13 protein-coding genes are annotated in these 13858 nt (G+C 57.8%); 9 read left to right on the forward strand and 4 right to left on the reverse strand.

Translation table 11 applies throughout. The annotated features are described in order from the left end of the window. The first annotated feature begins 99 nt into the window (after positions 1-99). Positions 100-1518, forward strand: a complete 1419-nt coding sequence (mdtQ, locus tag H2Z33_RS16250) for a multidrug resistance outer membrane protein MdtQ (RefSeq protein WP_063134520.1) — start codon at positions 100-102, stop codon at positions 1516-1518. A 50-nt stretch (positions 1519-1568) separates the two neighbouring features. Then, entirely contained in the window at positions 1569-2333 is a 765-nt protein-coding gene (locus H2Z33_RS16255; protein ID WP_072203318.1) for an SDR family oxidoreductase, read from the forward strand. A gap of 94 nt (positions 2334-2427) precedes the next feature. Here the strand turns inward: H2Z33_RS16255 and H2Z33_RS16260 are convergent, their stop codons facing one another. After that, entirely contained in the window at positions 2428-3000 is a 573-nt protein-coding gene (locus H2Z33_RS16260) for a DedA family protein (protein WP_032669483.1), read from the reverse strand. A 157-nt stretch (positions 3001-3157) separates the two neighbouring features. Here H2Z33_RS16260 and H2Z33_RS16265 point away from each other — a divergent pair, with 157 nt between their 5' ends. Then, on the forward strand, positions 3158-3745 hold the full coding sequence (locus tag H2Z33_RS16265) for a Yip1 family protein (RefSeq protein WP_003859296.1): 588 nt from the start codon (positions 3158-3160) through the stop codon (positions 3743-3745). Positions 3746-3912: 167 nt separating this feature from the next. Continuing rightward, a complete protein-coding gene (gene pbpG / locus H2Z33_RS16270) occupies positions 3913-4836 on the forward strand; it encodes a D-alanyl-D-alanine endopeptidase (RefSeq protein WP_015572329.1) in 924 nt (307 codons plus the stop codon). Positions 4837-4941: 105 nt separating this feature from the next. On the opposite strand, the gene H2Z33_RS16275 is transcribed toward pbpG, so the two are convergent. Together H2Z33_RS16275 and dld are read right to left on the reverse strand one after the other, a co-directional pair. Further along, positions 4942-5496 carry a GNAT family N-acetyltransferase gene (locus tag H2Z33_RS16275; RefSeq protein WP_045910728.1) on the reverse strand — a complete coding sequence of 185 codons (555 nt, stop codon included), beginning with the start codon at positions 5494-5496 and terminating at the stop codon, positions 4942-4944. Between the two features lie 102 nt (positions 5497-5598). After that, positions 5599-7356: a D-lactate dehydrogenase gene (dld, locus tag H2Z33_RS16280; protein ID WP_063134519.1), complete on the reverse strand. Its 1758-nt coding sequence runs from the start codon at positions 7354-7356 to the stop codon at positions 5599-5601. A gap of 189 nt (positions 7357-7545) precedes the next feature. Between dld and bglX the strand changes: the two genes are divergently transcribed. From bglX to H2Z33_RS16305, 5 genes are all read left to right on the forward strand, one after another. Continuing rightward, the gene (gene bglX / locus H2Z33_RS16285; RefSeq protein ID WP_063134518.1) at positions 7546-9843 is read left to right on the forward strand and encodes a beta-glucosidase BglX; all 2298 of its coding nucleotides are present in this window, start codon (positions 7546-7548) and stop codon (positions 9841-9843) included. A gap of 136 nt (positions 9844-9979) precedes the next feature. Beyond that, on the forward strand, positions 9980-10897 hold the full coding sequence (locus H2Z33_RS16290) for an ABC transporter substrate-binding protein (RefSeq protein WP_063134517.1): 918 nt from the start codon (positions 9980-9982) through the stop codon (positions 10895-10897). Positions 10898-10909: 12 nt separating this feature from the next. Then, positions 10910-12067 (forward strand): ABC transporter permease, encoded by a 1158-nt coding sequence (locus H2Z33_RS16295; protein WP_017383374.1) that lies wholly within the window; start codon positions 10910-10912, stop codon positions 12065-12067. Then, positions 12060-13010: an ABC transporter ATP-binding protein gene (locus tag H2Z33_RS16300; protein WP_063134516.1), complete on the forward strand. Its 951-nt coding sequence runs from the start codon at positions 12060-12062 to the stop codon at positions 13008-13010. Before H2Z33_RS16295 ends, H2Z33_RS16300 begins: the two co-directional genes overlap by 8 nt. After that, positions 12994-13731: an ABC transporter permease gene (locus H2Z33_RS16305; protein WP_017383373.1), complete on the forward strand. Its 738-nt coding sequence runs from the start codon at positions 12994-12996 to the stop codon at positions 13729-13731. Before H2Z33_RS16300 ends, H2Z33_RS16305 begins: the two co-directional genes overlap by 17 nt. Here H2Z33_RS16305 and H2Z33_RS16310 read toward each other — a convergent pair. Then, complete coding sequence (locus H2Z33_RS16310) at positions 13706-13819, reverse strand: protein YohO (RefSeq protein ID WP_017383372.1); 114 nt, start codon at positions 13817-13819, stop codon at positions 13706-13708. The two genes, H2Z33_RS16305 and H2Z33_RS16310, sit on opposite strands and share 26 nt — an antisense overlap. Positions 13820-13858: the final 39 nt, after the last annotated feature.

The raw sequence follows: 13858 nt of genomic DNA on the forward strand, positions 1-13858 counted from the left end.
ATGAAAATGTATAACAATATGCGGATTGCCACGCGTTACTAAAAAACGGAACGTCAGTAAGCGTAAGTTGCGCCTTTATTTTTTTGAGTTCATGGCGTAATGAAACGTTCTCTTACTTTATCTCTGAGTGCTCCTCTTGTTTTTATGCTGGCCGCCTGCGCGCCGGAACATGCCACGGTGTCTCCAGTAAAAACGCAAGCCGCCGCCGCAGCTGTAAATACCCAACTGCGTCATGCCGACTGGCCAAAAAGCGAATGGTGGAAAGACTTTAACGACCCCCAGCTCAACGCGCTGATCGACAAAGCGCTGGCGGATGCGCCGGATATGCAAATTGCCCGTCAGCGTATTACCCTGGCGGAAGCACAGGCGAAAGCCGCTGTCGCTGCTGAGGGTCCACAGCTGGATTTTTCCGCAGATGTTGAACGGCAAAAAATGTCGGCAGAGGGGCTGATGGGGCCATTTGCGCTGACCGACCCGGCGGCGGGGACAACCGGCCCCTGGTACACCAACGGCACCTTTGGTCTGACGGCGGGTTGGGATCTGGATTTATGGGGTAAAAACCGCGCCCAAATTGAGGCCCGCATCGGTCAGGTGAATGCGCAAAAAGCGGAGCTGGAGCAGACCCGCCAGCTGCTCGCCAGCAGCGTCGCGCGGCTGTACTGGGACTGGCAGACCGAGGCCGCGGTGGGTGACGTACTCGCGCAAATCAAACGGGAGCAGGAAAATATCATCGGTGCCGATCGCGAGCTTTATCAGCACGGCATTACCTCCTCGGTGGAAGGCGTTGAAACGGATATCAATGCCAGCAAAACCGATGAACAGCTCGCTGACGTGCACGGCAAAATTAAGGTCATTGAGGCGCGTCTGAATGCGTTGACCCATACCCCTTCAGTCACGCTCGCCCGGCATGCCTTACCTGACGCAGAGGCGTCGTTGCCATCAACGCTCGGTTATGAACTGCTGGCTCGGCGCCCGGATTTGCAGGAGGCGCACTGGTATATCGAAGCATCCATGAGCGAAGTGGATGCCGCCAGAGCCGCGTTCTACCCTGACATCAATTTGATGGCATTCTTGCAGCAGGATGCATTGCACCTGAGTGACCTGTTCCGCTCATCTGCGCAGCAAATGGGCGTAACCGCCGGGCTGACGCTGCCAATTTTTGACAGCGGTCGGTTGAATGCGAACCTGGATATCGCCCAGGCGCAAAACATCCTCTCCGTGGCGAACTACAACAAGGCCGTGGTAGATGCCGTAAACCAGGTTGCCCGGACGGCCAGCGAAGTGGAAACGCTGACCGCCAAAAATCAGCACCAGCAGCAGATCGAAAAAGATGCGGCGCGCGTCGTTGCGCTGGCACAGGCGCGTTTCAGCGCCGGGATCATTGCCGGCTCCCGGGTGAGTGAAGCAAAAATTCCGGCGCTCAAAGAGCGTATTACCGGGTTGATGCTGAAAGGTCAGTACGTGGATGCCACGCTCCAGCTCACCTCCGCGCTCGGTGGCGGATATCATCACGGCTAACATTGCGCATTATCTATACTTACCTCTTTGCAGATTATCAGGAGGTGAGTATGACGCGAGTCGCAATTGTTACCGCATCGGATTCAGGAATTGGCAAAACGACGGCCCTGATGCTGGCCGAACGCGGGTTTGATGTCGGAGTAACCTGGCATTCAGATGAGAAAGGGGCGCTGGCAACCTGCCGTGAAATTGAAGCGCGCGGGCAGCGTGCCGAGGCCATTCATCTCGACTTAAGCAATTTGCCGGAAGGCGCAAAGGCCATTGAAACCCTGATTACGCGTTTCGGGCGGCTGGATGTGCTGGTTAACAATGCCGGGGCGATGAATAAAGCGCCATTTCTGGACCTGTCGTTTGACGACTGGCGGCACATATTCACCGTTGACGTGGACGGCGCGTTTCTCTGCTCGCAAATCGCGGCGCGTCAGATGGTGAAGCAGGGGGAAGGGGGGCGGATCGTGAATATCACCTCGGTGCATGAACATACGCCATTGCCGGACGCCAGCGCCTATACGGCGGCCAAACATGCGCTGGGCGGGTTAACGAAGTCGATGGCGCTGGAGCTGGTTAAACATAAGATTCTGGTGAACGCCGTTGCGCCCGGAGCGATCGCCACGCCGATGAATGATATGGACGACAGCGAAGTGAAAGAAGGCGCAATGCCGGAAATCCCGCTGGCACGGCCAGGGCATACCAAAGAAATTGCCAGCCTGGTGGCGTGGCTGTGTGACAGCGACGCCAGCTACACCACCGGGCAGTCGTTTATCGTCGACGGCGGTTTTATGCTGGCGAATCCGCAGTTTAAGCCGGAGGGATAGGTTCCCCTCACCCTAACCCTCTCCCTGTGGGAGAGGGAACTAAAAACCCCCTCTCCCTGTGGGAGAGGGCCGGGGTGAGGGCATCAGGCCGCACTCACTCCTGATCCCGCCTCTTCTCTCTGTGCCGCATCCACAGCCGTACCACAATCACCACCGCAACAACCAGGATCAACCAGGCCCAGTGTTTAAGATGTTGATCGAGATTATGCAGCCACGGACCTATTACTTCGCCACCCACGTAGCCAAGCGTGGTGAAAATCAGCGCCCAGGCAATCGCCCCGAGAATGTTCAGCGGCAGGAAGATTTTCGGCGGTAAGCGGCTCGCGCCAATCAGTATTGGCCCGATGATGCGAAAGCCGTACATAAAGCGGGTACCAATCACAAACAGCCAGGGACGTCGCTGGATAAGCCGCTGAGCACGGCGAATTTTCTTTTGATGCTTAGCAAAACGTTGCAAAAGCGTCGGGCCAAAGCGCAGCCCCAGAAAGTAGAGCAGCTGATCGCCAATCATACCGCCCAACGCGACGGCGGCGACCACCAGCGAGAATTTCAGCAATCCCTGATGTGCGGCCACCCCGCCCAGCAGCGTGATGGTTTCGCCTTCCGCGACGCTGCCGATCACCAGCGCGGCGTATCCATATTGTTCAATAAGACCGTTGATATCCATTACGTAAACGTCATCTCCCTTACTGTGCCTGCGTTAATCATATACCCCATCCATCAACCGCGCGGCAATCAACGGAAATTTCCCACTGTACATAAAATAATCTAAAGCCTGCATTATACTTAAGCTATCGCTGACGGGCCGACAACAAGGGGGCGTTATGAACCATGTCTGGGGACTTTTCTCCCATCCCGATCGTGAAATGCAGGTGATCCGTAACGAGAACGAAACGGTCGCGCATCACTATACCCACCATGTCCTGCTGATGGCAGCGGTGCCGGTGGTCTGCGCGTTTATTGGTACTACGCAGATAGGCTGGAACTTTGGTGACGGCACCGTGGTTCAGCTTTCCTGGTTTACCGGACTGTACCTGGCCATTCTGTTTTATGGCCTTATGCTGGCTGGGGTGGCGGTGATGGGGCGGGTCATCCACTGGATGGCGCGCAACTATCCGCAGCGCCCGTCGCTGGCACACTGTATGGTCTTCGCCGGATACGTCGCGACCCCGCTGTTTTTAAGCGGTATTGTCGCGCTCTATCCACTGGTCTGGCTGTGCGCGCTGATCGGTACGGTTGCCCTCTTTTACACCGGTTATCTGCTGTATGTAGGGGTGCCAACCTTCCTCAATATCAATAAAGAAGAGGGCCTGAGCTTCTCCAGCTCTACGCTTGCCATCGGCGTACTGGTCCTTGAGGCGCTACTGGCCCTGACAGTTATTCTTTGGGGTTATGGATACCGTCTCTTTTAAGTTCCCTGCATTGCTGGCGTAAATGCCAGCAATGCAGCATCTGGTTATGATTCTCCGCTGGCGACAACGCACGGTGACCGCTATGATGCCGAAGCCAGCCTGTGTCTATCCGTTGACACAGGCGGTGTACGTCATAACGTGCGTGAATCATTATCAGAAGTCTCATCATGCTGAAATTTCGAGTGTCACTCCTTAGTCTTGCGCTGCTGCTGGGCGTCTCCGCTACCGCGCCAGCCATCGCCAAAACGACCGCAGTCGCCACCGCTGCTGCGCAACCCCAGATTGCGTCCGGCAGCGCGATGATCGTTGACCTGAATACCAACAAGGTGATCTACGCCAGTCATCCGGATCTGGTGCGCCCGATCGCTTCCATAACCAAAGTCATGACCGCGATGGTGGTGCTTGATGCACGACTGCCGCTGGACGAAAAGCTGAAGGTGGATATCAGCCACACGCCAGAGATGAAAGGGATCTACTCTCGCGTGCGTCTGAACAGTGAAATCAGCCGTAAAAATATGCTGCTGCTGGCGCTGATGTCCTCTGAGAACCGCGCGGCGGCAAGCCTTGCCCACCATTATCCTGGTGGTTACGACGCGTTTATCCGCGCGATGAACGCCAAAGCCAAAGCGCTGGGGATGAAAAATACCCATTTCGTGGAGCCAACCGGTCTGTCGATTCATAACGTCTCGACGGCGCGTGATTTAACCAAGCTGCTGATCGCCAGTAAGCAATACCCGCTGATCGGTCAGCTCAGTACCACGCGTGAGGAGATGGCGACATTCTCGAACCCGGCGTATACGCTGCCGTTCCGCAACACTAACCATCTGGTGTATCGCGATAACTGGAATATTCAGTTAACCAAGACCGGATTCACTAATGCGGCAGGGCACTGCCTGGTGATGCGCACCGTGTTTAACGGTAAGCCAGTGGCGCTGGTGGTGATGGATGCCTTCGGCAAATATACCCACTTTGCGGACGCCAGCCGCCTGCGCACCTGGATTGAAACCGGGAAAGTGCAGCCGGTGCCGGCTTCAGCGCTGGCGTATAAAAAGCAGAAAGCGGAACAGATGGCGACGGCGCAGAACGACTGAGCCGCCTGTCTGTGCCGGGTGGCGGCTTCGCCTTACCCGGCCTACGGCCCTAAAGCGGCCCCGATACGTAGGCCCGGTAAGCGAAGCGCCACCGGGCGAAAGCGCCTACTCCGGCAGCGTCCAGTCACCATCGTTGAGTGGACGCTGCATGATCAACGTATCCCGCCAGTCGCCCTTCTTATACCCCACGCTGCGCAGTTGACCGACAACCTCGAAGCCATGTTTTTTATGCAGCCGTAACGATCCCGCATTATTGTTTCCGTCACCAACCACGGCAATCATCTGCCGCCAGGGTCCTTGTTCACAACGGGCGATCAGTGCCTGGAGTAAGGCCGAGCCAAACCCGCGCCCGGTAGTGCTGGCATCCACATAGATGGATTCCTCAAGGGTGTACCGGTAGGCCTGGCGTGGACGATAAAACGTGGCGTAGCAGTAGCCGACAACAATGCCGCGATACAGCGCAACCAGCCACGTTAAACCGCTGTCGGTCACGCTCTTCATCCGCTGACGCATCTCATCGACGGTGGGAGGAACTTCCTCGAAGGACGCACGGCCATGAAGCACATGCCAGGCGTATATCGCCGAGATGGCATGCGCATCGTCAGGAAGGGCGTCGCGCACCTCGATTTCAGTTTCGGGGAAAATTTCTACAGCCGACATGTTCTGCCCGCTCCTTGTTTGGAAAGCCAGAGAAACGTTTCTCTGGCAACAGGCAGATACTCTAGTACGTTTGAGGAGGGCTTAACAATCTCTTAAATTTGGCTATAAGAGTTCATCAGAGGCTTGCGTATTGTGTTCCTCTGTTTCGGCACTCTCTTTCCAGTATTTCTTCCGCGTTGTCTTACCAATGCCCGGGTTCATACTGTTTGTAGGGTCATTTTTGCGATAAAACTGTTTAAGCGTCTCCGGCGCTTTGTACAGGTGTCCTACGTTGTGCTCGGCAGGATATTGCGCGCCACGCTCGTGCAGCAGCGCCAGCATCTGTTCTTTCAGCGCGTGTGCATCAACCCCTTTTTTGACGATGTAATCCTGATGGAAGACATAGCACATAAAGTGGCCGTAATAGAGCTTATGCACCAGCTTGCTGTCGATCTCCGGCGGCAGATGTTCAAACCACTCGGTATCGTTGCGACGCAGGGCGATATCCAGCGCCAGAATATCCTCCACCTCTTCGGAATGCACCGCCTGATAACGGATGGCAGCACCCGCCGCGGCGAAGCGGTGCAGGAAGGCTTTGCTGCCTTCTTCCGGCGTACAGGCAAAGAAATCCCCGTCGGCGGTTTTGAAGAATTCGGTGAGCCAGCTCTGCGCTTCGGCAATTCCGTCCCCGGCCATTTTCAGCAGCAGATGGTGCTCATACTTGTCGTGCCAGGTCTTCATCCGCTCCGGTAAATGCGCCGGGAAGACGTTACCCAGCTTCTGCATAAAGCGTTCGGTGAAGTGCGGTTTGAACAACGATACTTTCTCCAGCATCGCGTCGGTGCGGCCCTTCATAGTGAAGAAGAACGGCATTTTGTCGGTGCCGAGCTTGTCGATCATCAGGAAGGTATCTTTGCCGTAGCGCTCGGCGATGTCGTAAATGTCCCGGTGCATATACTCGCCCGCCACCGGCAGGTGAGTGAACTCGGCCAGAATATGACGACGGATCTCCGTCAGCACCTCCGGCTGATTGGTGCCGATGTAAAACACCTGCTGCTTTTTCTCTGCCGGGAAGGTATCGAGGCGCACCGCAAAAACGGCCAGCTTGCCCGCGCAGCCGGAGGATTCAAACAGGCGATCCGGATCGGCGTTATAGCGCGCCGGCGTATCGGCATTGATATCGCGCACGCGGGTGATGTAATCGTGGTCATGCGCGTGACGGCCATCGTGCTGAACGTCTTCGTCCTTTACGCGGTCATCGTCGAGTTTGCTGAGGATCTGCTCTGGCGTTACGCCCAGATCGATCCCCAGATGGTTAACCAGCGTCAGCTTGCCGTTTTCATCGATACGGGCGAACAGCGACATTTCCGTGTAAGCCGGGCCGCGCTGCACCAGCGAGCCGCCGGAGTTATTGCAGATCCCGCCGATCACCGAGGCGCCAATGCACGATGAGCCGATCACCGAGTGCGGTTCGCGTCCCAGCGGCTTAAGCGCTTTTTCCAGCGAGTAAAGCGTGGTGCCGGGGAAGGCGAGCACCTGTTCGCCCTTGTCCAGCAGGTGCAGTTTGTCGAGGCGCAGGGTGCTGATAATCACGATGTCACGATCGTAATCGTTGCCGTTCGGCGTGGAGCCTTCGGTCAGGCCGGTATTCGCAGCCTGCATTAAAATAATCTTGTCTGCCGCAACGCAGGCGCTGAGCACGCGCCACAGTTCGAGCAACGTACCGGGGAAGACTACCGCCAGCGCGTCGCCCTGGCCGGAGCGAAAGCCCTTCCGATAGCGGGCGGTTTTGGCCGGGTCGGTAAGCAGGTGAGAGTGACCAACCAGGCGAGACAGTTCGTTAATAAATGTAGTGTTATCGTCAGTTCGAACAGAAGACATCTTCCACTCCTTGTGGTGGGGCAAATTTCTCGCTGTAAAGCATAGCGCGATTAGCCGTTGAGCGGTCGGGTATTCATGAGAAAAATCAGAGAATAACCCTGCAAGGTTTTCAGGCTTTATGGCACACTGCGCTTTTCGCACGGTCTGGCCGGGTGCTTCCCGCGGTTATTGATGAGAGAGAATAACAACATGAAATGGCTATGTTCTGTAGGTGTTGCCGTCAGCCTGGCGCTGCAACCTGCGCTGGCAGAGGATTTGTTTGGTAATCACCCGCTCACGCCCGAAGCCCGCGACGCCTTTGTCACGGATTTACTCAAAAAGATGACGGTCGATGAGAAAATCGGCCAGCTGCGCCTGATCAGCGTCGGTCCGGATAACCCGAAGGAAGCCATTCGCGAGATGATCAAAGACGGGCAGGTAGGGGCCATTTTTAACACCGTTACCCGCCAGGATATCCGCAAGATGCAGGATCAGGTGATGGAGCTGAGCCGCCTGAAAATTCCACTGTTCTTCGCTTATGACGTGGTGCACGGCCAGCGTACCGTCTTCCCGATTAGCCTCGGCTTAGCCTCCTCTTTTAATCTTGATGCGGTGAAAACCGTCGGGCGCGTTTCGGCATATGAAGCCGCAGACGACGGCCTGAATATGACCTGGGCGCCGATGGTTGACGTCTCCCGCGATCCGCGCTGGGGCCGCGCTTCGGAGGGCTTCGGTGAAGACACGTATTTAACCGCCACGATGGGCAAAACCATGGTGGAAGCGATGCAGGGCAAAAGCCCGGCAGATCGTTACTCGGTCATGACCAGCGTCAAGCACTTCGCCGCCTATGGCGCGGTGGAGGGCGGTAAAGAGTACAACACCGTCGACATGAGCCCACAGCGCCTGTTTAACGACTACATGCCGCCATACAAGGCAGGGCTGGACGCGGGCAGCGGGGCGGTGATGGTAGCGCTGAACTCTCTCAACGGCACGCCTGCCACCTCCGATTCGTGGCTGCTGAAAGACGTGTTGCGCGACCAGTGGGGCTTTAAGGGCATTACCGTCTCTGACCACGGCGCGATTAAAGAGCTGATTAAACACGGCACGGCGTCCGATCCGGAAGACGCGGTACGCGTGGCGCTCAAGTCCGGCATCAACATGAGCATGAGCGACGAGTACTACAGCAAATACCTGCCGGGGCTGGTGAAGAGCGGCAAAGTGACGATGGCAGAGCTGGACGACGCCGCTCGCCACGTGCTGAACGTGAAATATGACATGGGGCTGTTTAACGATCCTTACAGCCATCTGGGGCCGAAGGATTCAGACCCGGCGGACACCAACGCCGAAAGCCGTCTGCACCGTAAAGAAGCCCGGGAAGTAGCGCGCGAAAGCCTGGTGCTGCTGAAAAACCGTCTCGACACGCTGCCGCTGAAAAAATCCGGCACCATTGCCGTGGTCGGTCCGCTGGCCGACAGCAAGCGTGACGTCATGGGCAGCTGGTCCGCCGCAGGCGTGGCGGATCAGTCCGTTACCGTGCTGACCGGCATTAAGAGCGCCGTGGGTGATAATGCAAAAGTGGTTTACGCCAAAGGCGCGAACGTCACCAACGATAAAGACATCGTGACCTTCCTCAACCAGTACGAGGAAGCGGTGAAGGTGGATCCGCGCACGCCGAAAGAGATGATCGACGAAGCGGTGAACGCCGCGAAGCAGTCCGACGTGGTGGTCGCGGTGGTGGGTGAAGCGCAGGGGATGGCGCACGAAGCCTCCAGTCGTACCGAAATCACTATCCCGCAAAGCCAGCGTGATCTGATCGCGGCCCTGAAAGCCACCGGCAAGCCGCTGGTGCTGGTGCTGATGAACGGGCGTCCGCTGGCGCTGGTGAAAGAAGACCAGCAGGCTGACGCTATTCTGGAAACCTGGTTCGCCGGTACCGAAGGCGGTAACGCCATTGCCGACGTGCTGTTTGGCGATTACAACCCGTCCGGCAAGCTGCCGATGTCCTTCCCGCGCTCCGTCGGGCAGATCCCGGTTTACTACAGCCACCTGAACACTGGTCGTCCGTATAACGCTGACAAGCCGAACAAGTACACGTCTCGTTATTTCGATGAGGCGAACGGCCCGCTGTATCCGTTTGGCTATGGCCTGAGCTACACCACCTTTAAGGTCTCTGACGTGAAAATGTCAGCGCCGACCCTGAAGCATGACGGCAAAGTGACCGCCAGCGTGGAGGTGACCAACAGCGGCAAACGCGAAGGCGCGACGGTGATCCAGATGTACATTCAGGATGTCACGGCCTCCATGAGCCGTCCGGTGAAACAGCTGCGCGGCTTCGAGAAGGTCAACCTGAAACCGGGCGAAACCAGAACGGTCAGCTTCCCGATTGACGTGAATGCGCTGAAGTTCTGGAACCAGCAGATGAAATACGATGCCGAGCCTGGCAAATTCAACGTCTTCATTGGCGTGGATTCCGCCCGCGTGAACAAAGCCGAATTCGAGCTGCAATAATCTTACCTTCCTCCCCATCCCCCGCCTGGCGGGGGATGCCTCTCATCTTGTACGAAAAACGGTTAAATTCGCTGTTTTAAGCTACGCTTTTGTCTCAAGCCTATGAAAAAGGCCACAAAATAATGAGGAAAGCAGAATGACGATTATTAAGGGGATAACAGGATCGGCGGTGCTTCTGGCGGCGCTAAGCCTGCCGCTACAGGCCGCAGAGCCGGTTAAGGTGGGTTCCAAAATTGATACCGAGGGCGCGTTGCTCGGCAATATCATTTTGCAGGTACTCGAAAGCCACGGCGTGAAAACGGTCAATAAAGTACAGCTTGGCACCACACCTGTCGTACGCGGTGCCATCACGTCCGGCGAGCTGGATATCTACCCGGAATACACCGGCAACGGGGCATTCTTCTTCAAGGATGAAAACGATCCGGCCTGGAAAAATGCCAAAGCCGGGTACGAAAAAGTCAAAAAGCTGGACGCGGAAAAAAATAAGCTGGTCTGGCTTACGCCGGCACCGGCCAACAACACCTGGATCATCGCGGTGCGTAAAGATATTGCCGAGAAAGGCAAGCTCACCTCGCTTGACGATCTCAGCCGCTACCTGAAAGAGAAGGGCGAGTTTAAGCTCGCGGCCTCGGCAGAGTTTATCGAGCGCGCTGATGCCCTGCCAGCGTTTGAAAAAGCCTATGATTTCAAGCTCGATCAGTCTCAGCTGCTCTCGCTGGCGGGCGGCGACACGGCGGTGACCATTAAGGCGGCGGCGCAGCAAACCTCCGGCGTCAACGCGGCGATGGCCTACGGCACCGACGGCCCGGTCGCGGCGCTTGGTCTGCAAACCCTGACCGACCCGAAAGGCGTTCAGCCCATTTACGCCCCAACCCCGGTCGTGCGCGAGGCGGTGCTGAAAGCCTACCCGGATATTGCGGAATGGCTCAAACCGGTGTTTGAAAAACTGGATGCGAAAACGCTGCAACAGCTGAATGCCAGCATTGCCGTTGAGGGGCTGGATGCCAAAAAGGTGGCTGCCGACTTCCTGAAACAACAAGGGCTTGTGAAGTAACGGGACAAGGCTGTGCCAATAAAATGTCATAACCGCGTCCTGCTGCTGTTGGCCTGTGTGGCCATTGCGGCGGTCGCGTTACCCTTTGTAAATGTCGCGCCAAACCGTCTGGTGTCGGGCGAACCGCGCGCGCTCTGGCAGATCTGGTCATTTACGCCGCTACTGCTGGGCGCGGCGCTGGCGAGTACTGTAGCCTTAGCCTTTTGGCCAGGGCGAGCCGCCCTTTGGCTGACGCTTCTGCTCAGCGAAGCACTGTTTATCGTGCTGTTCTGGAGCGCGGGACAGGCGGCAACGCAGATGGCCTCGGTTGAAAGCCCGCTGGCGCGCACGTCGATTGGCAGCGGGCTGTGGCTGTGGCTGGCACTTTGTCTGCTGGTCTGTAGCGATGCCATTCGCCGTCTCACGCCGCTACCCGTCTGGCGCTGGCTGCTGAACGCGCAATTCTGGGTTATCCCTCTGCTGATCCTCTTCAGCGGCGATCTGAATCAACTCTCGCTGTTAAAAGAGTACGCCAACCGCCAGGAGGTATTTGACAACGCGCTGGCGCAACATCTGACGATCCTGTTCGGGACGCTGATCCCGGCGCTGCTGCTGGGCGTGCCGCTGGGCATCGGGTGCTACCGGCATCCCAGCCGCCAGGGTGCCGTCTTTACCGTGCTCAACGTTATTCAGACCATCCCCTCCGTTGCGCTGTTTGGCCTGCTGATTGCCCCCCTGGCCGGTCTGGTGAAATCCTTCCCTGCGTTGGCCGCGGCAGGCATTGCCGGAACCGGGCTGACGCCTGCCCTTATCGCCCTTGTGCTGTATGCGCTGCTGCCGCTGGTGCGCGGCGTGGTGGCGGGGTTAAGCCAGGTTCCGCCTGACGTGCTGGAAAGCGCCCATGCGATGGGGATGAGTGCGCGGCAGTGTTTCTGGAAAATACAGCTGCCGCTTGCGCTTCCGCTGCTGGTTCGCAGCCTGCGGGTGGTGACGGTGCAAACCGTGGGGATGGCGGTGATTGCCGCGCTGATCGGGGCGGGCGGCTTTGGGGCACTGGTGTTCCAGGGGCTGCTGAGCAGCGCGCTGGATCTGGTGCTGCTGGGTGTTGTGCCCACGATTGCGCTGGCGGTCGTACTGGATGCCCTGTTTGCCCTGTGGCTCGCGCTGCTCAGGAGAAGAGCCAATGATTGAATTTCATGATGTGAGTAAAACCTTTGCGGGCCGTCCGGCGGCAAGTCACCTCAATCTGCATTTTGCCGAGGGGGCGTTCTCGGTATTGATCGGGACGTCGGGGTCGGGAAAATCGACGACGCTGAAGATGATCAACCGGCTGGTGGAACATGACAGCGGGACGATTCGCTTTGCCGGAGAGGAGATCCGCAGCCTGCCGGTGCTGGAACTGCGGCGGCGTATGGGCTACGCCATTCAGTCCATCGGCCTGTTTCCCCACTGGACGGTGGCCCAGAACATTGCCACCGTGCTACAGCTGGAAAAATGGTCCCGGGGGAAGATCAATGAGCGTGTCGACGAGCTGATGGCGCTGCTGAGCCTGGACGCGTCGCTTCGCGACCGCTATCCGCACCAGCTTTCCGGCGGACAGCAGCAGCGGGTCGGGGTGGCGCGCGCGCTGGCCGCTAACCCGCAGGTGCTGCTGATGGATGAGCCCTTCGGCGCGCTGGATCCGGTCACCCGCGGCGCACTTCAGGCGGAGATGAGTCGCATCCACCGTATTCTAGGGCGCACCATCGTGCTGGTGACGCATGATATCGACGAAGCGCTGCGGCTGGCCGATCGTCTGATACTGATGGATCACGGCGAAGTCGTCCAGCAGGGTACGCCGCTTGAGCTATTAACCTCGCCGGCGAATGATTTTGTGCGTGAATTTTTTGGCCGCAGCGAGCTGGGCGTCAGGCTGCTCTCGCTACGCACCGTCAGGGACTATCTGCGTCCGCAGGATGCGCAAATCGGTGGTGAACCGCTGCACGATGGGATGAGCCTGCGCGATGCCCTGTCGGCGTTTGTCGCCCGGCAGTGCGAGGTGTTACCCGTTGCGGACGGGCAGGGGACGCCATGTGGGACGATCCATTTTCGCGATCTGCTGGCGGGGGAGGTGACGCGTGAAGTGGGTCCGTGATCCGTTACTCTGGCTGACAGGGCTGTTTATCGCCTTACTCTACCTGATGCCGCACAGCGCGGCGCTGTTTAATGCGCTTATCCCCGGGCTGCCGCGCCCGGTGTACCAGCAGGAGAGCTTTGTTAATCTCACCCTGGCGCACTTCTGGCTGGTGGCGGTGTCAAGCGTGATTGCCATCGTGCTGGGCACAGGCGCCGGGATTGCGGTGACGAGACCCGCGGGCAGGGAGTTTCGTCCGCTGGTGGAGACCATCGCCGCAACGGGGCAGACCTTCCCGCCGGTGGCCGTGCTGGCGATTGCCGTGCCGGCGATTGGTTTTGGGCAGGAGCCTGCCATCATTGCGCTGATTTTGTACGGCGTGTTGCCCATTCTGCAAGGGACGCTGGCGGGGATTGCGGCGGTGCCTGCATCGGTGCTGAGCGTAGCGGAAGGGATGGGGATGAGCGCCTGGCAGCGGCTGGTGAAGGTCGAACTGCCGCTGGCCGCACCGGTGATTATCGCCGGCGTGCGAACGTCCGTGATTATCAACATTGGTACGGCAACCATCGCCTCGACGGTCGGAGCCAATACGCTGGGAACGCCGATCATTATCGGGTTAAGCGGGTTTAATACGGCTTACATTATTCAGGGGGCGGTTCTGGTTGCGCTGGCGGCGATTGTGGTGGATCGCCTGTTTGAACGCCTGGCCGGATACCTCAGCCAACACCGCCGCGAACAATAAATGAATAACCTGCAAGCATAACGCCACCGATACCGCTGATGGCCATCAGTGCAAAGAGGGTAATTACGGCCAGTTTCGTTGCCTTCATCATGTGCTCCTGTTGTTAACGGAACAATTATACGGTGAA

It is taken from the genome of Enterobacter sp. YSU, assembly GCF_016082135.1.
Lineage (GTDB): Bacteria > Pseudomonadota > Gammaproteobacteria > Enterobacterales > Enterobacteriaceae > Enterobacter > Enterobacter hormaechei_C.